Raw genomic sequence first — 23,747 nt, 5'->3', positions numbered from 1 at the left:
AACCTACCGTTGACCCAAGGTCAACAGTCGGCGGCCTGCTTAGAATCGGTTTCATGACTGTGACGGCGACCACTCCGGTTGACCTTCGGGCCTTCCTGCACGGTTTACCCGGCGTCGACGAGGTGGGCGTGGAGGCCCGGGCCGCGATGCTGGCCACCCGCTCGATCAAGGCGGACGCCAAGGCCGCCGCGATCGACCTGGCCGTCCGGATGGTCGACCTGACCACCCTGGAAGGCGCCGACACCCCGGGCAAGGTGCGCGCCCTCTGCGCCAAGGGCATCCGGCCGGACCCCACCGACCCGTCCTGCCCCTCGGTCGGCGCGATCTGCGTCTACCCCTCGATGGTGCCGGTGGCCGCCGCCGCGCTCGCCGGCTCCGGGGTGCACCTGGCCAGCGTCGCCACCGCCTTCCCGTCCGGCCAGGCGCCGCTCGAGGTGAAACTGGCCGACACCCGGGCCGCGGTCGCGGCCGGCGCCGACGAGATCGACATGGTGATCAGCCGGGGCGCGTTCCTGGCCGGCGACTACCGGGCGGTGTCCGACGAGATCGTCGCGGTCAAACAGGCCGCCGGTGACGCCCATCTCAAGGTGATCCTGGAGACCGGCGAGCTGGCCACCTACGACAACGTGCGGCGCGCCTCCTGGCTGGCCATGCTCGCCGGGGCCGACTTCATCAAGACCTCCACCGGCAAGGTCGCCGTCAACGCCACCCTGCCGATCACGCTGGTCATGCTGGAGGCGGTCCGTGACTTCCGGGACCGCCACGGGCGCCAGGTGGGGGTGAAACCGGCCGGCGGCATCAAGACCACCAAGGACGCGATCAAGTACCTGGTGCTGATCAACGAGACGGCCGGCTCCGACTGGCTCAGCCCGGACTGGTTCCGGTTCGGGGCGTCCTCACTCCTCAACGACCTGCTGATGCAGCGTTCCAAGATCGCCACCGGCCACTACGCCGGCCCGGACTACGTCACCCTGGACTGAGGCCGATGTTCTCGTACGCACCCGCACCGGAGTCCCGTTCCGTCGTCTCCCTCGCCTCCTGCTACGGGCTGTTCATCGACGGCGCGTTCGAACCCGCCAAGGACGGCGGCACCTTCCCGACCGTGAACCCGGCCACCGAGGAGGTGCTCGCCGAGGTCGCCGCGGCCGGCCCGGAGGACGTGGACCGCGCGGTCGCCGCCGCCCGGCGCGCCTTCACCACGTGGTCCGCGCTGCCCGGGGCGGAACGGGCGAAGTACCTGTTCCGGATCGCCCGGATCATCCAGGAGAGGTCCCGTGAGCTGGCCGTCCTGGAGTCGCTGGACAACGGCAAGCCGATCCGGGAGTCCCGCGACGTCGACCTGCCACTGGTGGCGGCACACTTCTTCTACTACGCGGGATGGGCGGACAAGCTGGCGTACGCGGGCTTCGGCCCGGAACCGCGCCCGGTCGGGGTGGCCGGACAGGTCATCCCGTGGAACTTCCCGCTGCTGATGTTGGCCTGGAAGGTCGCGCCCGCGCTGGCCACCGGCAACACGGTGGTGCTCAAACCGGCCGAGACCACACCGCTCTCCGCGCTGTTCTTCGCCGACGTCTGCCGGCAGGCCGAACTGCCGGCGGGTGTGGTCAACATCGTGACCGGCGCGGGCGGGACCGGGGCCTACCTGGTGCGGCACCCGGACGTCGACAAGGTGGCCTTCACCGGCTCGACCGACGTCGGCCGGGAGATCGCCGCGGCGGTGGCCGGCACCGGCAAGCGGGTCACGCTCGAACTGGGCGGCAAGGCCGCCAACATCGTCTTCGACGACGCGCCGATCGACCAGGCGGTCGAGGGTGTGGTGAACGGCATCTTCTTCAACCAGGGGCACGTCTGCTGCGCCGGTTCACGGCTGCTGCTGCAGGAATCCGTCGCCGAGGACTTCCTCACCGCGCTGAAACGCCGGATGACCACCCTGCGCGTCGGTGACCCGCTGGACAAGAACACCGACGTCGGCGCGATCAATTCCGCCGCGCAGTTGGCCCGCATTACCGAATTGTCGGAAATAGGGTCAGCGGAGGGCGCGGAACGCTGGTCGCCGGACTGCCCGCTGCCCGACCGGGGCTTCTGGTTCGCCCCGACGATCTTCACCGGGGTGACCCAGGCCCACCGGATCGCCCGCGAGGAGATCTTCGGACCGGTGCTGTCGGTGCTGACCTTCCGAACCCCGGCCGAAGCCGTCGAGAAGGCCAACAACACCCCCTACGGGCTCTCCGCCGGGATCTGGTCGGAGAAGGGATCGCGGATCCTCGCCGTCGCCGGCCGTCTCCGGGCCGGCGTGATCTGGGCCAACACCTTCAACAAGTTCGACCCGGCGTCGCCGTTCGGCGGTTACAAGGAGTCGGGGTACGGCCGTGAAGGCGGCCGGCACGGTCTGGAGGCCTACCTTGCCTAAGTCGTCGACGCGCCTGACCGTCCGTAAGACGTACAAGCTCTTCATCGGCGGAAAGTTCCCGCGCAGCGAGTCAGGACGGACCTTCGTGGTGAACGGCGACAACGTGGCCCTGGCCTCCCGCAAGGACGCCCGCGACGCGGTGGTCGCCGCCCGGGCCGCGTTCGGCGGCTGGTCCGGGACGACCGCGTACAACCGTGGGCAGGTCCTGTACCGGATCGCCGAGATGCTCCAGGCCCGCCGCGCCGAGTTCAAGGCGCTCAAGGTGCCCGGCGACGAGCTGGACGCCGCCGTCGACCGCTGGGTCTGGTACGCGGGCTGGTCCGACAAGATCGCCCAGGTGGCCGGCGGCGCCAACCCGGTCGCCGGGCCCTTCCTCAACGTCTCCACGCCCGAGCCGGCCGGCGTCGTCGCCGTGATCGCGCCCACCTCGCTGCTCGGCCTGGTCAGCGTGATCGCCCCGGCGATCGTCACCGGCAACACCACGGTCGTGCTCGCACCCGAACCGCAGACCGCCATCACCCTGGCCGAGGTGCTGGCCACCTCGGACGTACCCGGCGGCGTGGTGAACATCCTCACCGGCCGGTACCCGGAGACCGCGCCCTGGCTCGCCACCCACGCCGACGTCAACGCCCTCGACCTGACCGGCGCCGAACCCGGGGAACTCGCCGCCGAACTGGAACGGGACGCCGCCGGAACCCTGAAACGGGTGATCCGCCCGCCGGCGGGCTCCAGCGGCTTCGATGCCGACCCCGGACTGCGGCCGATGACCGCACTCCTGGAGACCAAGACTGTCTGGCACCCGAAGGGGTACTAGCGGTACTTCTTCGAATGGCGCGAGGGACGGGGCCGCTGTCACACAGCGTTGCCGACTAGGGTGTGTGCCCAGAGTCTCACCCGTCCCCGCCACCCCCAGATCACCCGGAGGTCCAAGTTGACCAGCCAGTCCGACGAGCCCGAGGCGACCTCCGAGGCCACCTCCGAGGGCCTTTCCGGGCGTGAGCTCTGGGAGCAGGTCCGAGTCGAGCCGGTGGAGATCGCACTGCCCGGCGGGGTGGGCCTGACCCTGCGGGCATACCGCAAGGTGTCCGAGATCACCCCGACCGAGCTCGTGGTCGACGAGGACGACCCCTTCGAGGCCCGCCGCAAGGCCGCCGAGGAGGAGGAAGAGGTCATCGTCGACGAGGAGTACGAAGCTCTCCTCGCCCAGGGCGAGACGGACAAGGACAGCGCCGAAAAGGCCGCCGACGAGCCCGACCCGGCCGACTTCGAGGACGAGCCGGACGAGGCCGCCAAGCAGTCGGACGACGAGGAGGTACCCGTCTTCCTCAGCCACAAGGGCCGGCTGCTCGCGTTCAAGAGCGCCGAATCGCTCGTCTCCTTCCTTCGTTCGGGTGCTCCGCACGATCTCGCACAATTGGACACCTGGGGTGACCTGGCCGAGCGGGTACAGTCGAGCGACATCGACCCGCGGCCGGAGGACCGTTACGAGCTCGACCTCGTGGTGGAGAACCTGCGCGGCGGACACGACACCTGGGACCTACCGCTGCTCATCGCCGCCGGCGAGGTGGCCCGGGACCTGGGATACGGACTCCGCCTCAAGCCGGTGATCCTGGCGCTGTCGCCCGGCTCGCCGCTCGACGACCTCGACGAGTCCCTCCGCGCCGCCGAGAACGGCGGCATGGGCGGATTCTTCGGTCGCCGCCGCCTGAAGAAGATCGGCGCCCAGCAGGCCAGCCTGGGCTGGCGCTCGGTCATCGGCAAGATCTCTGCCGCTGTGGACTGGCGTGACTGACCGATTACCGGGGAACATCAATTCTTGGCCAGAGAGAAGCAGCAGTCCCGGGGAGGAGGACGACGCCGTGGCGCTCGTGCGCGTTTACTGCGGTCTGGCGTCGGCTGATGATTCGGTGCGATCGGCCACGACCGCACCGCTGACCATCGCCGTGGTGGACGACGCAGGCCGGTTGCTCGGCGTCCATGAGATCAGCGACGACCCTGCCGGATACTCCCAGCTGGGCACGCTCCTCGTGGAACGGACGACCGGCTTCAGCGAGGCCGCCGTCGCCGCCGACAGCGACGACCACGTCGTCACCTCGCTGCTCACCGCGGCGGGCCGCCCACTCGTCGTCGTCGACGACGACGACGCGGACAACTTCGCCGAACGCTTCTCCGACGACGACTCCCCCGAGGAGATCGCCGCGCCGGCCGCCGCCCGGCGCGCCGTCGGACTGGCCCGCGCACTGCAGGCCGGGGCGATCGCCGCGATAAACCTGCCCACGCCCCGTGAGCTGGTCAGCTACAAACCCGTCCTGGCCGCGCACGTCGCGATGCTCGTCGGACGCAACTCCGCCGCGACCGCGCTGCGTGAGGTCCTGCGTGAGCTCTATCCGGCCGCCCTCCGGGCGTACCCCGACCCGGCCCACCCGCTGGCCCTCGCCGTCCTCGACGCGATCCCCGAGCCGGGCCGGATCACCGGCCGCAGCGACACCTCCCAGATCACCCAGGAGATCGTCGCCGAGCTGATCCGCACCGGAGCGGGCTCCGAGGACCAGATGATCGCCGCGGTCACCGCACTGCAGGTCGCGATCAGCGAGTCACCCCGCCGCGGTGGGGTCAACAAGTCGCTGGCCCCGGCAGCCGCCGACTCGGTCCGCCAGGCCATCGCCGCGGTCCGCGCCAGCGACGCCGCCTGCACGGCCCTGGTCGGCACCCTCAACGCCCGGGCCACCCCGCCCGGACTCAGCGCCGCCCTCGGCCGTCGCTCCGCCGGACGCCGGGCCGCCGAACCCACGTCGGTGCCGCCGGTCGGCATGCCCTCGGACAGCAGCCGTTTCGGCCGTCGCGGACGCCCCGAACCGGCCACCACCGGCAGCGGACCGGCCACGCCGCGGGCGCTGACCACCCCGCCGGTCGCCCCGGACCCGATCACCGCCCCGCCGGTCGCCCCGGCGGCCGCCAACGGTCTGCCCGGCCGCGCCACCCTGCCGGGCAACCGTCCGGTCTCGGTGCCGCCGCCCCCGCCCGGCATGACCCCGATCACCCCGGGGACCCGTCCGGTGCCCGGCTCGCGGATCCCCGGCGCCCCGTCGTCGACCCCGCCCGGCGGCCTGCTCCCCGGCGCCCCGACGTCGACACCCCCGGGATCCCGCATCCCCGGCGCCCCGACGTCGACCCCGCCGGGCAAGGCGACCCCCGCCGAGGCGGGCGAGCCGTTCCGCCCGACGCTCACCAACGCGGAACTCACCCGGGCCCGCTCCGAACGTCAGCGCACGGTCATCCCGTCCCGGCCGAACACGCGGACACCGGCGGCCACCAACGGCACGACCCCCAGCGGGCCGACCGACTTCAGCCTGCCGATGCCCAACCCGCGGCCCACCCAGGACACCCCGGAACCCGGATCCCGGGCGAACTGGCCGCTGATGAACAGCAGCGGCGACGAGGCACCCCCGTCCCGGTCCACGCCGGCGGCCGCCCCGATCAGCTCGCCCGCCTCCGCCAGCCGCGTCAAACCACCGTGGCAGGACATGCCGAAAGAGCCGCCGTCCCTGCGGCTCATCGCCGAAGGCAACGGCGCCGGCACCCGGGGTGGCACCACCCCGCCGCTGCGCCTCGTCGACGACGAACCGGTCGTGCTCAGCAACAAGGTCACCGCACTGGACCGCAGCGCCACCCCGCCGGTCTCCTCGGACACCGGCGACGAAGGCCTGCTGATCTTCGCGGCGGCCCGCTCGGCCTGGTTCACCGGCGGCACCGAAGAGCCCGAAGGCGTCGAGTGGTCCAACCCGAACGACAGCGCCTGGCGCGCGGCGGAGAAGGCGGCAACCCCTGCCGTCGCCGCCGAGACCAACGCCGGCCTGCCGAAACGGGTGCCCCAGGCCAACCTGGTCCCCGGCTCGACGGCCCTGCGCGAGGAACGCCCGGTCCGCATCGTCCGCGACGCGGCCTCGATCGCCGCACACACCACCGGCTACTTCCGCGGCTGGCGTCGCGGACAGGAGATCGGCGGCTTCGCGATGGGCGGTCGTCCGGGCCGTGAGGCAGCCGGAGGCTGGGACTTCACCCGCGACGGCCAGCCGGCCGACGACTACCGCAACAACAATGCGGGTCTCGGCGGCCGCTGACAGGCGTCACCCAGTCAGTTCGTTTCGTAGGGGCGCGACCTTCACCGGGTCGCGCCCCTACGTCATTCCTCGACGGGACCATCGGCGTGGGAGTACGGGTCGCGAAGTCGCGCTCAGCCGGCCGCACCGGGCCGCCCTCCTCGCCGTTCATGACGACACCGCCCGCCGAGGTCCGGATACGTGACGGGTCCGCAGTCGTCGAACACGGGGAGGTGCCCTGGACGGGCGCAGCCGCTACGCCCGGTCAGGTGCCGGGGTCGTCTCCTCGATCAGCCGGTCGATCAGCTCAACGTTCGTCATGGGACCCCCAGGCACAGGATTCGTCATGGGAACTCCCAGGCACAGGAGAGGAGCCACGAGCCCGGCCGCCGGACGTCACACCTACGCCGGCGGCGCGAATGCCGCGGGTAGCTGCACGGTGATGCCGGAGATCAGCTCACGCTCGGAAGGGCCGCGGAGGTCGGGGTCGGGATCGGGAGCCACGTCCTCCGCCGCTTCGGCCCATTCGGCCAGCGTGCGCAGGGTGAAGCGCCAGTCGGATGACGAGAGTCCGACCCTGGTCAGTTGGTCGTGCGGGAGCTGCCTGTCGTTGGTCTCGTACGCGCTGGATCCGGCCGCTGTCCGCACCCGATCAGCAATCGGCACGATGTCGTCGGGATCGCCGTCTTCGACCGCGTCGGAGATGGCGTTGTCCATCACACCCATGAGCGACAGCCAATCCCTGACTCTCAACGTCACCGCGATCAGGTCAGCGTCCGCAGTTGCCATACCGAGAACGTACCGAGGCGGGGCGCCCACACGAGCAGGCTTCCGGCTCTGCGGGCGCTGAGATCCTCCGTGAAGCGCGTTCCGGGGCTGGACACCCTCGTGTAGGGGCTATGCGAGCCTCATCGGCTCCTGGGCCGTCTCCTGCGGAACAGGACCGCCTCTCCCGGCGAGGATGAGCCGGAGATCCGTGGGGCGGACTGGTTCGGGAACGGCCGCCCGGTGTCACGTAGCGGATGGCGCCGGTGCTGGGCGCGGGTTCCCGGACGGGCAGGCACCGTGCGGGCAGCCGAACCGCTGCCGCGGCCCGGTCGCCGTTCTCGACCGGATCGGTTACCTTGAGTGAGTGATCGAGTGCGGAACGGACCTGTCTGCGGGCGCGCAGAAGCCCCGCTCCGACTCGCGGAGCGGGGCTTCAACCGTCTGTCAGGCGGGGGCGACCGCGCGCGTCCGACGCATCGTCAGCACATACTCCACGAGGGAGATGAGGACGTTCTTCGTCGATTCGCGGTTGCGGGCGTCACAGCTCACCACGGGCACGTCGCTCGAGATCGCCAGCGCGTCTCGAACGTCCTGCGCGTTGTGATACTGCATGCCGTCGAAGCAGTTGATCGCAATCAGGTACGGCAGGCGCCGGTGCTCGAAGAAGTCGATGGCGGCAAAGCAGTCGGCAAGCCGACGCGTGTCCACCATGACGACTGCACCGATCGCGCCCCGCACCAGTTCGTCCCACATGAACCAGAAACGCGTCTGGCCAGGGGTTCCGAACAGGTACAGAATCAGGTCGCGATCGATGCTGATCCGGCCGAAGTCCATGGCCACCGTAGTGGTCATCTTCCCCGGAACCTGCCGGTTGTCGTCAACACCCACACCGGCCGAGGTCATGATGGCCTCAGTGGTCAGCGGGGTGATCTCCGAGACCGATCCCACCAGCGTCGTCTTACCGACGCCGAAGCCACCGGCGATGACAATCTTCGCCGATGTCACGCGTCCCGCAGCGGGACGGTGCGACATGTCAGAGCCTGCGAAGTCCACTCAGCACCCTTTCCAGCAGTTCCGTGCCTACCGCGTCGGTCTCGTCTTCCAGCGAGGTGGGCTCGTAGACCGCGACCAGGCCATCAGTGGCCATATCGGCGACGATCACACGTGCCACACCGAGCGGCAGTTGCATGCGTGCGGCGATCTCGGCCAGCGACTGAACTCGGCCGCCGTCGCACATCGCCGCGATGTACTGATGCTCGCTTCCACCCTGCCCGCCGCGGCTTATCCCGGAACGGCCGCGCACGGTTGTCTCGACCAGCGCTTCCAGCGCTATCTCAAGCTTCGGACGGGTCCGACCGCGGGTCACGGCGTACGGCCTGACCAGCGCGCCAGTCGGCTCATCGCGTTCGGGCATAGTCACCGTCAACCCCTCCCTCGGCCCCTCGAAGTGTATTGGTTACCAAAGTTTCCGACAGTGGCCGACTGGTGCCGGCACACTGCCGATTCAGCCCAGTACCCCGGCCGCGGAACGCGGCGCGGGGGTCAGAGCCTCTCCGACGCGGTCGACCAGGAGGGCCATCTCGTAGCCCACCTGCCCGACGTCGCAGCTGCGTGCTGCGAGCACCGCGAAGGAAGAGCCATCGGAGATGGACATCAGGAACAGGAAACCGTTGTCCATCTCGACGACCGTCTGCAGAACAGCGCCGCCCTCGAAGCATCGAGCCGCGCCCTGGGTAAGGCTAACCAGGCCGGACGCGATCGCCGCCAGCTGGTCGGCACGGTCTCGCGGAAGGTCCCGAGAGGCCGCCAGGAGCAGGCCATCGGCGGAGACCGCAATCGCGTGCGCGACCCCGGGAACGCGGTCGGCAAAGTTGGCCAGAAGCCAACCGAGATCCTGCGTAGATGTCATGCCTCATGCTCCTTGCCAGCCTGCGAGGGCTGCTGCCCTCCTGGAGTCTCCTCCAGGTTGGTCGATTGTTCCTTGGTGCGACCACGCTGAACACCCCGGTGGTACGCGGACAGGAGACCGCGAACCCCCTCAGGCGAGCGGCGCTGGACGGACGTGCCGCCCCGGTCGACACCGCCGGGGACGAGTTGAGCCATCGGCGTGCGCTTCGGCAGGCCCGCCGTGGTCGTGGTATCGACCGGTGCCTCGGCTGCCTTCGCGGCGGCCGACCAGCCGTCGTCTGCTGCCGTACGCCAAGGGTTGGACGCCGAAGCGCCGTCACCACCGGCATACGCGGGGGCCGCCGCCGGCGCGCCGACCGGAGTCGGGTCGAGCCTGCGCACCTCGGGTGCGGGTGCGGGGGCCGGCTGCTGCACCTGCTGCGGGGCGGCCGGTGCCGCCACACGGACCGGTTCACCCGTGGGGATGCGCTGCGAGACGACCGCTTCGTCACCGGTGCCGGAGGCGACCGGTCGCGACGGCTCGGTGCGGGCCGTGGTGAACCACGCCGACTCGAGCTCCCGGAAGATCGGCAGCTCCATCGTCTCGTCGGCGAACGGAACGGAACCTTCCGGCTGCCGGCCCGTGGCCTGGGCGATCTGAGCGGCGGCGGTCGCGTGGACCTCCGCTGCCGGCGGAGCCGACGCCGGAACCGGCGCGGTCTGCGGGTTGGTGGGCGGGGCCACCTGCGGCTGCGGCTCGTAGTTGTCCGGGCGGTAGCGCGGGATCTCGGCCGTCATGTCCAGCGCGGCCGAAAGGTTCTCCGGCACGTGCGGGGTGGCGTCCCGGTCCGCGGCGACCGGCGGCCAGGCCGGCGGCGCCGAGGCGAACGGGTTGCGCTGGTCGGCCGGCGGTCCGGAGAACGCCGTGGGGACCTGCGGAGCATACGGCGCGGCCGGGGAGACCGGCGGAGCCGACTGCACCGGAGGCGCGGAGGGCACCGGAGGCGCCGAGACCGGCGGGACGAACGGGTTCCGGCCCTGGTCGGGGCTCGGCGGCAGCTGCCGCGGGATGGTGGTCCCGAAGCCGTTGACGTCGTTGTCGACCGGACGCTGGAACTCGGTGTTGCGCCGCTGCTGGAGCTCGTCGAGACCGGCGAAACCCTGCGGGCTGCTGCCGGCCGGGCCGGCCGGCAGCGGCGGGATGACCTCGTTGCTGCGCGGGCCGTGGAAGCCGTTGGCCGAACCGTTGGCGCCGTTGCCGCCACCGAAACCGTTCGACGGAGCGCCACCGAAACCGTTGGAGGGAGCACCGCCACCGAAACCGTTCGACGGGGGGCCGCCGAAGCCGTTCGACGGGGCACCGCCACCGAAACCGTTGGAGGGAGCGCCACCGAAACCGTTGGACGGGGCACCGCCACCGAAACCGTTGGAGCCGCCGCCGTTGCCGTTGCCGTTGAGCCCGGCGAAGCCGGACGGAGCAGCACCGGTGAGGTCGGACCAGGCCGGCACGGCGCCGTTGGAGCCGCCACCGTTGAAGCCACCGGAGCCGTTCATCGGGTCGAACGGGCGAGCGCCGGTCGGGAAACCACCCCGGCCGCTCTCCAGGGCGAGGGGCTCGCCGAAGGAGGGCATCGCCTGCTGCTGCGGGGGCGCGTCGAGGCCGACACTCGACTGCACGCGGGCGGAAGCCGCGGCGGCGAGGACGGACACAGGCAGACCCACCTCAGCGACAGTACCGCGTTCGCGGTCGGCGGGCCGAAGCTCGACCCGGACCCCGTGCCGGTTGGCCAGCCGGGCGACCACGACCAGGCCCATCATGCGGGAGACGGCGACGTCCACCGTCGGCGGGTTGGCCAGACGCTCGTTCAGGTCGCGGAGCTGGTCACGGCTGATGCCGATGCCGTGGTCCTCGACCGAGAGGATCGCGTTGTCGCCGACCCGGCGCGCCTCGACGAGGACGTGCGAGTTCGGCGGGGAGAACGCGGTCGCGTTGTCGAACAGCTCGGCGACCAGGTGGACCATGTCGTTGACGGCGTGCGCCGAGACCTCGATCTCCCGGTCGATCATGCCGAATTCGATCCGGGTGTAGTGCTCGACCTCGGACTGCGCGGCGCGCAGCACGTCGATCAGAGCAGCCGGCTCGCGCTGCACACGGGTGGAGTCCGCACCGGCGAGGACCAGGAGGTTCTCGTCGTTACGGCGCATTCGGGTGGCCAGGTGGTCGAGCTGGAAGAGCTCGGCCAGACGGTCCGGGTCCTCCTCGCCGCGCTCCAGGCGGTCCAGGTGACCGATGAGCCGGTCGACCAGGATCTGTGAACGGCGGGCGAGGTTGACGAACATCGTCGCGACGGAGGCACGCAGTGCGGCCTGCTCGGCCGCGGTGCGCACCGCCTCGAGGTGAACCGCGTTGAACGCCTCGGTCACCTGCCCGAACTCGTCACGGCTGCGGACCGGCAGTGGTTCGGCGATCTGGTCGGCCACCTGGGCCGGCGTGAGCGACGCGGAGAGCGCCGGGTCACGCAGTCGCTCCACCGCGTGGGGCAGACCGAACTGGGCGACCGCGAGGGCACCCTGACGCAGCTCGCGCAGCGACCGGGCCATCGACCGGGCGACCAACCACGCGAAGAGGATGGCCAGCAGGAGCATGCCGAGCAGGATGCTCGTCTCCAGCAGGACTCGCCGGTTGGTGTCGTCGCGCAGGGTGGTGGCGTCGGTGACGATGCTGTCGTCGAACTGCACCTCGACCGTACGGAAGAGGTCGTTGTAGCCCTTCATCGCCGCCTCCCACTGCTGGGAGGTGAACGCGATCTTCTTGGTGTTCGCGCCCTGCAACGCCATCAGCGGAAGGATGTAGTTCGTCGCGGCCAGTTCCTGCTCCGCGCCGGTGACCGTGTTGGTGAAGACGGCCTGCTCGTCGGCGGTGCCGACCGCGGTCATCGTGTCGTAGGCCAGGTCGTATCCGGTCTGCGTCTGGAGGAACGCGACACGGAGGTTGTTGTCCAGCTCGCCCTTGGCCACGATCTGCTGGCCGATGAAACGCTGCTGGGCGGTGTAGTCCTTGGCACGGGAGACCGCGGCCACGGCGCGCAGGTGATCGCCGAGCTCCTGGTCCGCAGAGAGCTGCGCGGAGACGTCACGGACCTGGAGAAGGTCCTCGATCAGCTTGTCGTACTCGCCACGGACGCCGGACTCGTCGACCTGACCGTCGGCGACCTTGCTGCGGGTCGCCGGAAGGTCGGTGAGGTTGTTGTCCAGACGAAGGAGCAGGAAGCCGACGTTTTCCGGGATGTCCTCCAAAGAGCTCTTCTGCTGTGCGTAAGGTCCCTTGGCGGAATCCACATCGGCGTGCACGCCGTTGTAGAGCTTCACCGCGGCTTCCTTGGTCTTCGCGTCCGCGTTCTGAGAGAGGGCCACCATGATGCCGTAGGTTCGCTCAGACTGCAGGTTGTCGACGAGAGCACCTGCTTCCTTGGCCAGAACGGCAAGGGTCCGCGAGCGCTCCGCGTTGCTGGCTTCGTCGATGTGGTCCCGGAGGCCGTTGACGCCGACGATGATCGTGGCGACGGTGGGAACCAGCATGATGAGGCCCAGCTTGGACCAGATGGGTAGGTCTCGCAGTCGACCAGCAGGTCGACGCAGACGCGACATGACGCCGTTCGCCGTATTGGGGCGCTTGCTCACGTCACCGTCCTCCTGATTCGGGCCCGGCATTCGGCTCGCCGGGCACCGCACACGGCCGACTCGCCGACGTCGGGCCCCCGAGATTCCATCATGACAAGTGTCAAAGAGAAAGAGCAGGCGGACACGGACCGGTTGTGTGACGCGATGTTGCAACTACGTAGTTGGACATCGCCGGTCTGACATCACTGCTCGTGAAGCTGTACATCTCTTAAGGTCACTCACTCGGCCAGCGCGGCGTTGGGGGGTGGGCGCAGGCTGGCCGGGTCCCGATCGTAGTCGATCGCGGTCAGTAAACGATGGCTCGGTTCCCTGCGATCGGCAAGGCGAGATGCCGGATTATGCCAGCTTTGTAGGCGGCAGTGTAGCCGAACGGCGGAGGCCCGAAGCCGGACCGTCGATTTCTTTTGACGTACGTTCGTTCCTATCCGGGAAAATGGTGAAAAGCCGGACTTCAGCTCACCAACTTGGCGTACGCCGGCTTGATCACCTCGTTGATCAACACCAATCGCTCGTCGTACGGGATGAATGCCGACTTCATCGCGTTGATCGTGAGCCACTGAAACTCCGTCCAGCCCCATCCGAACTCATCCGCAAGCAGCGACATCTCGCGTGACATCGATGTCCCGCTCATCAGACGGTTGTCCGTGTTGACCGTGACGCGGAACCGCAGATCGTGCAGCAGCTTGATCGGGTGCTCGGCGATCGAGGCGACCGCGCCGGTCTGCACGTTCGACGACGGGCACATCTCCAGCGGGATCCGCTTGTCCCGCACGTACGCCGCGAGCCGCCCCAGCACCGGCGGCGCCGACTGCGTCCCGCCGGTGGTGGTCGCCGCGCTCGGGCCGGCGGGGGTGCCGTCGATGTCGTCGACGATCCGGACACCGTGCCCCAGACGGTCCGCGCCGCACCACTGGATCGCCTGCCAGATCGACGGCAGGCCGAACGCCTCACCGGCGTGGATGGTGAAGTGGAAGTTCTCCCGCTGCAGGTACTCGAACGCGTCGAGGTGCCGGGTGGGCGGGAAGCCCGCCTCGGCGCCGGCGATGTCGAAGCCGACCACGCCGCTGTCGCGGTAGCGGACCGCGAGCTCGGCGATCTCCTGGGACCGGGCGGCGTGCCGCATCGCGGTCATCAGGGTGCCGATCCGGATGGGGGTGCCCGACTCGGCCGCTTCGGCGCTGCCGGCCCGGAAACCGGCGTCGACCGCCTCGACCACCTGGTCCAGGGTCAGACCGCGTTCCAGGTGCTGTTCCGGGGCGTACCGGATCTCGGCGTAGACCACGCCGTCGGCGGCCAGGTCGAGCGCGCACTCCTTGGCGACCCGGTGCAGGCCTTCCACGGTCTGCATCACCGCCACGGTGTGCGCGAAGGTCTCCAGGTACCGTTCCAGCGAGCCGGAGTCGGCCGCGGCGACGAACCACTCGCCCAGCCGCTGCGGGTCCCGGGTCGGCAGTTCGTGGCCGACCGCATCGGCGAGTTCCACGATGGTGGCGGGCCGCAGACCACCGTCCAGGTGGTCGTGCAGCAGAACCTTCGGTGCCTTGACGATGTCGGAATGTGCGATGCCAGCCATCACAAGAGCCTAGAGGGAAGCCCGCGATGATCGACGGAGCAATTCCGTATCTGCGGTGCCCGGTGTGCCGGGAACCACTCAGCCGGCAGGACCGGGCGCTGCGCTGCCCGCGCGGGCACAGCTTCGACATGGCGAAGCAGGGGTACGCGGATCTGAGCGCCGGCCGTCTCCCGCATGTCGGGGACACCGCCGAGATGGTGGCCGACCGTGCCGGTTTCCTGGCCGCCGGGCACTACGACTTCATCGCCGGGGCGCTGGCCCGGCACACCACCGAGGGTCTGGTGCTGGACGCCGGTGTCGGGACCGGTGATTATCTGGCCCGGTTCCTGGAGTCCTCGCCCCTCGCGACCGGCCTCGGCCTGGACGTCTCCAAGCCCGCGTTGCGCCGGGCCGCCCGCGCGCATCCGCGGGCCGCGGCGGTGCTGTCCGACCTCTGGCGCCCGCTGCCGGTCGCCGACGCGTGCGCCGCCGTGATCCTGAACGTCTTCGCTCCCCGTAACGGCCCGGAGTTCCACCGGGTGCTGCGCCCGGACGGGGTGCTGCTGGTGGTCACCCCGGCCGCCGACCATCTCACCGAGCTGATCAGCGCACACGGGCTGATCCAGGTCGACCCGGACAAGGCGGCCCGGGTCGGCAACAGCCTGGACGAACACTTTCGACTCGATGACAGAGAAGAGATCCGGACGAAGGCGGATCTGACGGCGCAGGAGGCACGCACCCTGATCGGGATGACACCCTCCGCACGCCACCTTCAAGCCGACACCCTGGCCGTCACCGACACGACCGTCACCACCGCGGTACGGATATCCGCATACCGCAGGCGCTAGACCGAGAGGTCGACTTCCTCCCACTCGGCCGGCTTGTCCTCGTGGTAGGGCCCGTGGAAGACCACCGCCCATTCCAGCGCCCACCGCCGCTGGCCGATCGCGTTGCTGTCCACCTCACCGGGCAGCGGCCGGCCGGCCTTCTCCAACTCCTGGAAGGCCCAGTCCAGGCAGTAGTACAGATCCAGCAGCACCGCCGCCTCGGCCTCGTCCCGGACCGCGACCAGCGACCGGGACCGCCAGGCCGAGAAGCTCTCCCCCGACGGCAGGTCCGGCATCTGCTGCATCATGCGTTCTTCCGGCGGCACCGTGGGATCCAGGTGCCGGCTCAGCCCGAGCAGCCAGGCCAGCGCGAACACCGCGTCGTGGTGCAGGACGAACGACCGGTGATCGCCCTTGGCCCCGGCGACGAACTGCCACTCCGGCGGGGTGACCAGCTCGACCAGGTGCGAGCCGAGCAGCCAGCTCATCGCCGCCTCGGTGGGCATCCCGAAGCAGCGGGCCACGACGACGTGCAGCACCACGGCACGCGCCTCCAGCTCGCCGACCGGGCGCAGCTCGACCGTGTCGCCCATCTCCCAGACCAGCGGGAACGTGGGCGGGGGGATGGGCAGGCCGAGCCGCTCGAGCTCGTCGAGACTGGCCTCGCGAACCGCGCGGGGATCAGGGGCGGCCTTCGTCATGGTGCGTCAGGCTATGCGGTCGAGGAGAAGCGGCACAGAGGTGGTCGGCCCTGATCCGACGGTGATCGCCGCGGCGGCCTCGGCGCGCGCCACCGGGATCCGCGACTCGTCGTCGGCGCGCAGCTCGAGCAGCACGTCACCGGCCTTGACCCGGTCGCCCGGCTTCACCTTCAGCTGCACGCCGGCACCGAAGCTGACCGGGTCCTCCTTGCGGGCCCGTCCGGCGCCGAGACGCCAGGCGGCGATGCCCACCCCGTACGCGTCCACGCCTGTCACCACGCCGTCCTCGGTGGCCCGCAGTTCCTCGGTGTGCGCCGCGACCGGCAGTGCCGCGTCCGGGTCGCCGCCCTGCGCCCGGATCATCCGGCGCCAGCTGTCCATTGCCGCGCCGGAGGCCAGTGCCTTCTCCGGGTCGGCGTCCACTCCGGCCGCGGCCAGCATCTCCCGGGCCAGGGCCAGGGTCAGCTCGACCACGTCGGCCGGTCCGCCGCCGGCCAGCACCTCGACCGACTCGGCGACCTCGTTGGCGTTGCCGACGGCCAGGCCGAGCGGGGTGCTCATGTCGGTGAGCAGAGCGACCGTGGTGACTCCGCTGTCCTTGCCGAGCCGCACCATGGTGCGGGCCAGTTCCTGTGCGGAGGCCAGGTCCTTCATGAACGCGCCGGAGCCGACCTTGACGTCCAGGATCAGCGCGCCGGTGCCCTCGGCGATCTTCTTGCTCATGATCGAGCTGGCGATCAGCGGGATGGCCTCGACCGTGCCGGTGACGTCGCGCAGCGCGTACAACTTGCGGTCGGCGGGTGCCAGGCCCTCACCGGCCGCGCAGATCACGCCGCCGATGTCGCGCAGCTGGCCGACGAACTCGTCGTTGCTCAGCCGGGCCCGCCAGCCGGGGATCGACTCCAGCTTGTCCAGGGTGCCGCCGGTGTGGCCCAGCCCGCGCCCGGAGAGCTGCGGCACGGCCACGCCGCAGGCGGCCACCAGTGGAGTGAGGGGCAAGGTGATCTTGTCGCCCACGCCGCCGGTGGAGTGCTTGTCGGCGGTCGGCCGGGACACCGAGGACAGATCCAGCCGTTCCCCGCTGGCGATCATCGCGGCGGTCCAGCGGGCGATCTCGGCGGGCGTCATGCCGCGCAGCAGGATCGCCATGGCCAGCGCGGACATCTGCTCGTCGGCGACCTCGCCCCGGGTGTACGCGTCGACGACCCAGTCGATCTGCGCGTCGGAGAGCACGTGCCCGTCGCGTTTGGCCCGGATCACGTCAACTGCGGCGAATCCACTGCTCATGCTCGGTCTTCCTTCGTCCAGCGCTGAGGGATCCCCTCCGGCGCCTCACCTTCTCCAGCCCAGGACAGGCCGCCCTCGGCATCCACCACCACGACCCGCGGCGAACGGACCAGTCCCCAGGCGACCGCGGCCGCCGTGGTCGGGAAGTTCGGTCCCTCCTCGAGGACACCCTTGGTCTCCTCGGTGCCCGGCTCCCCGGACGAGCGTTCCCAGTACCCGGTCCAGATCGTCTCACCACCGGAGATGTCCGGGTGCACGAAGACCGTGCCCCGGCCACGCCATCTGGCCAGCTCGGGCGGCACGTCGGCGGTCTTCGCCCCGCCGCCGGTGACACGGTCGATGTCCTCCCAGCCGAAGCCGTGCGGCAGCAGCTCGGACATCTTCAGCGGGCGGGGCAGCGCCTCCACCAGGCATTCCGGCCCGCCGTGCTCCCAGAGCAGCTGGCGACAGCGCCCGCAGGGCATCAGCGGGGCACCGGTCGCGTCCACGCAGGAGATCGCCACCAGTCGTCCGCCGCCGGTCGCGTGCAGCGAGCTCACCATGCCGCACTCGGCGCACAGCGTCATGCCCATGGACGCGTTCTCCACGTTGCAGCCGACCACCATCCGGCCGTCGTCGACCAGACCGGCGACACCGACCGGGAAGTCGGACACCGGCGTGTAGGCCAGCCGCATCGTCTCGATGGCGGCGGCGCGTAGTGCCACCCAGTCGATCTCCATGCGGCAAATTCTGCCCCACCGCCGGAATACCGCCATCACCAGGCCGAGTGCGTTCCTCACGCTCTTTCCGCGGTACGCGTGACACCTCACGCAACCGCACCGGAACCGTCCCGTGGTGACACCGCCGGCCGGCGCACCGCCGCCGACATACCCGTCCCGCGGCGACGCTCACGGAGGCGTACGAGAAATGCGAGAAGGCCCGAGCCCCACGGCCCGGACCCTCTCGACGGTGGTGATCGTCAGCTCTTGATGTAGGGCTGACCGCCGGCGGCCGGCGCCCGGACCCGGCCGACCAGACCGGCCACCGCGATGATCGTCGCCAGGTAGGGCAGCATGTTCAGGAACTGGCTGGGCACCGGGCTGCCGACCGCGCTCAGGAACGTCGCCAGCTTCTGCGCGAAGCCGAAGAAGAGCGCCGCGGCGAGCGCACCGAACGGCGTGTAGCGGCCGAAGATCATGGCGGCGAGCGCGATGAAGCCCGCGCCGGCCGTCATGTTCTTGGTGAAGCTGCCGGTGGCGACCAGCGTGAAGTACGCGCCGCCGAGACCGGCGATCACGCCGCCGGTCAGGACGTTCAGGTATCGCATGCCGCGCACCCGGATACCGACGGTGTCGGCGGCGGTGGGGTGCTCGCCGACCGCACGGGTCCGCAGGCCCCACCGGGTCCGGGAGAGACCGAAGTGGATCAGGACGACCAGGGCCAGGCCCGCCCAGAGCAGCGGCGACGCGTCGAAGAGCACCGGGCCGATCACCGGGATGTCGGCCAGGCCCGGGATCCGGATCTTCTCCAGCATCGGCGGGGTGTTGTAGCTCTGCGCGTCGGGCTGCATCAGGCGCTCGTAGAGGAAGCCGGTGATACCGAGCGCGAACAGGTTGAGCACGATGCCGACCACGGTCTGGTCGACCAGGTAGCGGATGCTCAGCACGGCCAGGATCGCCGCGATGATCAGACCGCCGACCGCGGCGCTGATCATGCCGATCCAGACGCTCGTCGCCATCGTGCCGACCAGCGCGCCGGCGAAGGCGCCCATCAGGAACTGGCCCTCGATCGCCACGTTGACCACGCCGGAACGCTCACCCAGCACACCGGCCAGGGCGCCCAGGATCAGCGGCAGGGCCAGCTGCAGCGTGCCGCTCGTGGTGTCCACCAGCGGCATGAACTTGCCGGCCACCTGCCAGCACAGGAACGACAGGACGAAGGTCAGGATGCCGACGCTGAGCAGCAGGTTCTGGAACCGCTTGAGCACCCCGGCGACCAGCGCGCCACCGGCCGCCAGCGTGATCAGACCGAACAGGATCGCGCCGAACTGGCCGTTGATCGTCAGGGCGGCGCCCTCGGCGTCCTCGCTGAGGGTGAACCGGGCGGTCTCGCTCGGGGCCAGCGAACCGAAGAGCGCGGCGGCGAGCAGGCCGATCAGGATCAGGGCCACGCCCAGGCGGCGCTGCCGGGACCAGAACGGTTCCGGCGCCGCGGCCTCGGCGATCTCCTCCACAGTTGCCGTCGACATGTCTCAGCCCTTCACCAGCGAGGCGCCCGGCCGGGTGAGGCGGGTGGCGCGAAGTCGGAAGATCGCCTTCACCAGGGCGGGGGCGGCGATGAAGATGACGATCAGCGCCTGCAGCACGGTGACCAGTTCCAGCGAGATGCCGGAGTACGACTGCATCCGGTTGCCGCCGGCCCGCAACGCGCCGAACAGCAGCGCGGCCAGCAGGGTGCCCCACGGCCGGTTCCGGCCGAGCAGCGCGACGAGCAGGCCGTCGAAGCCGATGTTGCCGGCCACCGCCGGGGTCAGCGCGTACGCCGTGCCCAGCACCTGGGTGGCGCCGCCGAGCCCGGCCAGGCCGCCGGCGATCGCCATCAGCAGCGCGTACGTCTTGGCGACGCTGATGCCCGCGGTCTTCGCGGCGTGCTGGTTGGAGCCGACCGCGCGCAGCTCGAAGCCGAACGCCGACCGGTTGAGCAGCCAGGCGACACCGGCCGTGGCCAGGACCGCCAGCACGATGCCCAGGTGCACCCGGAGCACGCCACCGAACGAGGGCAGTTGCGCGGCCTCGTGCACCGTCTTGCTGATCGCGTCGGTGCGGTCCGGGTCCTGGATGCCCTTCTGCAGCACCAGCCAGGACAGCAGCAGCGCGGACGTGTAGTTGAGCATGATCGTGGTGATCACCTCGTGCGCCCCGGTACGCGCCTTGAGCAGGCCGGGGATGAACCCCCACAGCGCACCGCCGAGCGCGCCGCAGAGCATCGCGACCAGCATGGCCAGTCCGACCGGCAGGCCGAAGGTGAAGCCGGCGATGCCACCGGTGATGCAGCCGATCACGGCCTGGCCCTGGGCGCCGATGTTGAACAGGCCGCCGCGGAACGCCAGCGCCACCGCGAGGCCGGTGAAGACCAGCGGCGCGGCGTAGGTCAGGGTCTCCGACAGCGGACCGAACGCCTGCTGCCAGGTGCCGGTGCCGTCGAACCAGGCGGCGAACGCCTCCGGGTCGCCGAGCGCGCCCTTGACCAGGTCGGCGTAGGCCACGCTGATCAGGTCCCAGCTGGCGGTCAGCGCGTCACTCGGACGGGCGGTGAAGTAGGCGAACTTGGCCAGCACGGTCGCGTCGGAGACGACGATCAGGATCGCGCCGATGACCACGGCCAGGACGATCGACAGAATCGTGACCATGACGGAGTTGGCCGCCCAGAGGTTCTGGGTGAACCGGCTGAGGAGGGACTCCTCGCCGTCCGGGCCGCCCTTCGCGGCCGGGGCCTGCGGGGTGGTCGTCTCGGTGGTCACTTCGTCCCCTCTTCCGGAGCATCGCTCCCGGCCTGCTGAACGGCGGTGTCGCTCGCGGCCCGCTGATCGGCGGTGTCGTTCGCGGCCTGCTGAACGGCTGCGTCGTTCGCGGCCTGCTGCTTACTGTTCGTGATGCCGGCCATCAGCAGGCCCAGCTCCTCACGCGGGGTGTCCGGCGAGACGATCGCCAGGATCCGCCCGCGGTACATCACCGCGACCCGGTCGGCCAGGCCGACCACCTCGTCCAGCTCGCTGGAGACCACCAGCACCGCGGTGCCCTGGTCACGCTCGTGGACGATCCGGTTGTGGATGAACTCGATCGAACCGACGTCCACACCGCGGGTCGGCTGCGACGCGATGAACAGGCGCAGCGGGCGGGACATCTCCCGGGCCACCACGACCTTCTGCTGGTTACCGCCGGAGAGCGTGCCGACGGGGGTCTCCGAGGACTGGCACCGGATGTCGAACTGCTCGATCCGCTCGGCCGCGTTGCTCGCCACCGAGCCGGCGTCCAGCTTGAAGGTGTTGCCGAACGGCGCCCGGTCGTACATGTCCAGGACCAGGTTCTCCGCCACGGAGAACTCCTTGACCACACCGTCGTGGCTGCGGTCCTCCGGGATGTAGCCGACACCGGAGCGCAGGATCCGCTTGGTGGTCATCGTGCCGAGGTTCTCGTTGTCCAGCTCGACCGTGCCGCCGCGTACCTCGCGCAGGCCCATCACGGCCTCGACCAGTTCGGTCTGGCCGTTGCCCTGGACACCGGCGATGCCCAGCACCTCACCGGCCCGGACCACCAGGTCCAGGCCGTCCACCGCGCGGACGCCCCGGTCGTCGTCGACCACCAGATTGGCGATCTTCAGGACGTTGCGGCCGGGTTCGGCCGGTGCCTTGTCGACCTCCAGGCTGACCGCGCGGCCGACCATCAGGGCCGCCAGCTCGTCCTCGCTGGTGTCCGGGGTGGCGGTGCCGACGATCTGCCCGCGGCGGACCACGGTGATCCGGTCGGCGATCGCCTTGACCTCTTTGAGTTTGTGGGTGATGAAGACGATCGACTTGCCCATCGCGGTCAGCGACCGCATCACGGCGAGCAGTTCCTCGGTCTCCTGGGGGGTGAGCACCGCGGTCGGCTCGTCCAGGATCAGCAGGTCGACGTCGCGGGTCAGCGCCTTGACGATCTCCACCCGCTGCTGGGCGCCGACCGGCAGGTCCTCGACCAGGGCGTCCGGGTCGACCGGCAGGCCGTACCGCTTCGAGGTCTCGATGACGTCCTTGCGCGAGCGGCGACGGTCCAGCCAGCCCAGCGGGCCGCCCCGGACCTCCTCGTGGCCGAGCGCGATGTTCTCCGCCACGGTGAACACCGGAACGAGCATGAAGTGCTGGTGCACCATGCCGATGCCGGCCGCGATGGCGTCCCGCGGGCTGCGGAACACCTTCGGCTCGTCGTTGACGACGATCTGGCCCTCGTCCGGCTGGAGCAGGCCGTACAGCTGGTTCATCAGCGTGGACTTGCCCGCGCCGTTCTCGCCGAGCAGAGCGTGCACCTCACCCGGCTCGACCGTGATGTCGATGTGGTCGTTGGCCACCAGGTCGCCGAAGCGCTTGGTGATGCCGCGCAGTTCGAGTTTCAGCGGAATCTCCTACCTGTACCAGTGCCACATGCGCACGGCCGCGGGAAGTTTCGGTTGTCAAGTTGAACAGAACCGCCGCTCAGTCGCGAGATGCACTCGCAACCGAGCGGCGGCCGATGATGCTACCTACCGGTGTTTCACTTCGGCGCGGAGACCGACTCGACCTTCACCTTGCCGGAGATGATGTCGGCCTTCAGGGTCTCGACCTCGGTCTTCAGCGTGCTGTCGATCTTGCTGTCGAAGCTGTTGTAGGCGGCCAGCGAGACGCCGTCGTTCTCGAGGGAGCCCTGGTAGCCGGGGGTCGCGGTGAGGGCCTCGCCCTTGGCGCCCTTGATCACGGCTTCCTTGACCGCACCCTCGATGTTCTTGACCACGGTGGTCAGGAAGACATCGCAGTACTGCTCGGCGCTCTTGCAGCCGTCCTGGTCGACCCAGATGACCGAGACCTTGCCGGCCGAGTCCTTGGCGACCTGGGCGGTGCCGAGGCCGGTGCCACCGGCGACCGGCATGATCACGTCGGCGCCCTGGGAGACCAGGGTGTCGGTGATGCTCTTGCCCTTGCTCTGGTCGATGAAGCTCTCGGCGAAGGTGCCGTTCTGCTTCGCCTTGTCCCAGCCGATGACCTGGACGTTCTTGCCCTTGGCCTGGTTGTAGTGCGCCACACCGTCGGCGAAACCGTCCATGAAGATGGTGACGGTGGGCAGCTTCATGCCGCCGTAGGTGCCGACCTTGCCGCTCTTCGAGTAGCCCGCGGCCAGGTAGCCGGCGAGGAACGCCGCCTGGTGGGTCTCGAACTGCATCGGGTAGACGTTGCTCGCACCCGCGACGACGCCGTCGACGATCGCGAACTGCGAGTCCGCGGCCGCGGTGGCGATCTTCTGGGTCGAGGTGATCATCAGACCGCCGACCGCCAGGATGAAGTTGCAGTCCTGGGTGACGAAGCCCTGCAGGTTGGGCTCGTAGTCGGCCTCGGACGAGGAGACCACGTTCTTCGGAACGATGTTGCTGACCTCGGTCTTGGCGGCCTGCATGCCGGCCCACGCCGAGGCGTTGAACGACTTGTCGTCGATGCCGCCCGTGTCGGTCACCATGCAAGCCTTGTAGTCGGCAGCGGCAGCGGCGCTCGAGCCGCTGCCCGCCGTGCTCTCCTCCGGGGCGTCACCACAAGCGGCAGCAGCGAGCGTCAGCCCACCTGCCGCGAGAATCGCCAGAATCCGGTTCCCACGTACTGGGCGCAAGACGCCCTCCTTCCATGCACACCGACACCACTCGGTGAGTCTCAGGACGGCAGCGTAGCCACGGTCAGTGACCGCGGCAGGAAATCACTCCGGACTGTTGGCGCACCGTTATCTCTCCGAAACGGCAGCTGATCCCGGACGGCGATTCCTCCACCTATGCGAACATCGT

The 23,747-nt window shown here is 70.0% G+C and carries 19 protein-coding genes; 6 read left to right on the top strand and 13 right to left on the bottom strand.

Annotated features, from left to right (window positions below):
* Positions 1-53: 53 nt before the first annotated feature.
* The 5 genes from deoC to QSK32_RS18695 all read left to right on the top strand — a co-directional run bounded on the left by deoC (position 54) and on the right by QSK32_RS18695 (position 6,531).
* Positions 54-980: a deoxyribose-phosphate aldolase gene (gene deoC / locus QSK32_RS18715; protein WP_045740036.1), complete on the top strand. Its 927-nt coding sequence runs from the start codon at positions 54-56 to the stop codon at positions 978-980.
* 5 nt (positions 981-985) lie between these two features.
* A complete protein-coding gene (locus QSK32_RS18710; protein WP_285472635.1) occupies positions 986-2,410 on the top strand; it encodes an aldehyde dehydrogenase family protein in 1,425 nt (474 codons plus the stop codon).
* Positions 2,403-3,224, top strand: coding sequence for an aldehyde dehydrogenase family protein (locus QSK32_RS18705; protein ID WP_285472634.1), 822 nt, complete (start codon positions 2,403-2,405; stop codon positions 3,222-3,224). The genes QSK32_RS18710 and QSK32_RS18705 overlap by 8 nt, the downstream gene beginning before the upstream one ends.
* A gap of 117 nt (positions 3,225-3,341) precedes the next feature.
* On the top strand, positions 3,342-4,202 hold the full coding sequence (locus tag QSK32_RS18700) for a SatS C-terminal domain-containing protein (protein WP_045740039.1): 861 nt from the start codon (positions 3,342-3,344) through the stop codon (positions 4,200-4,202).
* Positions 4,203-4,218: 16 nt separating this feature from the next.
* On the top strand, positions 4,219-6,531 hold the full coding sequence (locus QSK32_RS18695) for a transposase (RefSeq protein WP_285472737.1): 2,313 nt from the start codon (positions 4,219-4,221) through the stop codon (positions 6,529-6,531).
* Positions 6,532-6,912: 381 nt separating this feature from the next.
* Here QSK32_RS18695 and QSK32_RS18690 read toward each other — a convergent pair whose 3' ends face one another.
* From QSK32_RS18690 to QSK32_RS18665, 6 genes are all read right to left on the bottom strand, one after another.
* The gene (locus QSK32_RS18690; RefSeq protein WP_285472633.1) at positions 6,913-7,299 is read right to left on the bottom strand and encodes a hypothetical protein; all 387 of its coding nucleotides are present in this window, start codon (positions 7,297-7,299) and stop codon (positions 6,913-6,915) included.
* 423 nt (positions 7,300-7,722) lie between these two features.
* Positions 7,723-8,310: a GTP-binding protein gene (locus QSK32_RS18685; RefSeq protein ID WP_045740041.1), complete on the bottom strand. Its 588-nt coding sequence runs from the start codon at positions 8,308-8,310 to the stop codon at positions 7,723-7,725.
* A gap of 1 nt (position 8,311) precedes the next feature.
* Positions 8,312-8,692 carry a DUF742 domain-containing protein gene (locus tag QSK32_RS18680; protein ID WP_045740042.1) on the bottom strand — a complete coding sequence of 127 codons (381 nt, stop codon included), beginning with the start codon at positions 8,690-8,692 and terminating at the stop codon, positions 8,312-8,314.
* A gap of 90 nt (positions 8,693-8,782) precedes the next feature.
* On the bottom strand, positions 8,783-9,187 hold the full coding sequence (locus tag QSK32_RS18675; protein ID WP_014447580.1) for a roadblock/LC7 domain-containing protein: 405 nt from the start codon (positions 9,185-9,187) through the stop codon (positions 8,783-8,785).
* On the bottom strand, positions 9,184-12,846 hold the full coding sequence (locus QSK32_RS18670; RefSeq protein WP_045740203.1) for a sensor histidine kinase: 3,663 nt from the start codon (positions 12,844-12,846) through the stop codon (positions 9,184-9,186). Before QSK32_RS18670 ends, QSK32_RS18675 begins: the two co-directional genes overlap by 4 nt.
* 451 nt (positions 12,847-13,297) lie before the next feature.
* The gene (locus QSK32_RS18665; RefSeq protein WP_045740043.1) at positions 13,298-14,419 is read right to left on the bottom strand and encodes an adenosine deaminase; all 1,122 of its coding nucleotides are present in this window, start codon (positions 14,417-14,419) and stop codon (positions 13,298-13,300) included.
* 26 nt (positions 14,420-14,445) lie between these two features.
* Between QSK32_RS18665 and QSK32_RS18660 the strand changes: the two genes are divergently transcribed.
* Positions 14,446-15,246, top strand: coding sequence for a putative RNA methyltransferase (locus QSK32_RS18660; protein ID WP_285472632.1), 801 nt, complete (start codon positions 14,446-14,448; stop codon positions 15,244-15,246).
* Here the strand turns inward: QSK32_RS18660 and QSK32_RS18655 are convergent.
* The 7 genes from QSK32_RS18655 to QSK32_RS18625 all read right to left on the bottom strand — a co-directional run bounded on the left by QSK32_RS18655 (position 15,243) and on the right by QSK32_RS18625 (position 23,578).
* On the bottom strand, positions 15,243-15,926 hold the full coding sequence (locus tag QSK32_RS18655; RefSeq protein WP_045740045.1) for a DUF4272 domain-containing protein: 684 nt from the start codon (positions 15,924-15,926) through the stop codon (positions 15,243-15,245). The genes QSK32_RS18660 and QSK32_RS18655 overlap by 4 nt on opposite strands.
* A 6-nt stretch (positions 15,927-15,932) precedes the next feature.
* Positions 15,933-17,213, bottom strand: coding sequence for a thymidine phosphorylase (locus QSK32_RS18650; RefSeq protein WP_045740046.1), 1,281 nt, complete (start codon positions 17,211-17,213; stop codon positions 15,933-15,935).
* On the bottom strand, positions 17,210-17,932 hold the full coding sequence (locus QSK32_RS18645) for a cytidine deaminase (RefSeq protein ID WP_045740047.1): 723 nt from the start codon (positions 17,930-17,932) through the stop codon (positions 17,210-17,212). Before QSK32_RS18645 ends, QSK32_RS18650 begins: the two co-directional genes overlap by 4 nt.
* Positions 17,933-18,171: 239 nt before the next feature.
* Entirely contained in the window at positions 18,172-19,440 is a 1,269-nt protein-coding gene (locus QSK32_RS18640) for an ABC transporter permease (RefSeq protein ID WP_045740048.1), read from the bottom strand.
* A 3-nt stretch (positions 19,441-19,443) separates the two neighbouring features.
* Positions 19,444-20,712, bottom strand: coding sequence for an ABC transporter permease (locus tag QSK32_RS18635; RefSeq protein WP_045740049.1), 1,269 nt, complete (start codon positions 20,710-20,712; stop codon positions 19,444-19,446).
* Positions 20,709-22,295, bottom strand: a complete 1,587-nt coding sequence (locus QSK32_RS18630; RefSeq protein ID WP_285472631.1) for an ABC transporter ATP-binding protein — start codon at positions 22,293-22,295, stop codon at positions 20,709-20,711. Before QSK32_RS18630 ends, QSK32_RS18635 begins: the two co-directional genes overlap by 4 nt.
* 182 nt (positions 22,296-22,477) lie before the next feature.
* A complete protein-coding gene (locus QSK32_RS18625; RefSeq protein WP_045740050.1) occupies positions 22,478-23,578 on the bottom strand; it encodes a BMP family lipoprotein in 1,101 nt (366 codons plus the stop codon).
* Positions 23,579-23,747: the final 169 nt, after the last annotated feature.

Source organism: Actinoplanes sp. NBRC 101535, assembly GCF_030269225.1.
Classification (GTDB): Bacteria; Actinomycetota; Actinomycetes; order Mycobacteriales; family Micromonosporaceae; genus Actinoplanes; species Actinoplanes rectilineatus.
The sequence above is the reverse complement of the archived record's forward strand: the minus strand, read 5'-3'. Positions and strand labels throughout refer to the sequence as shown.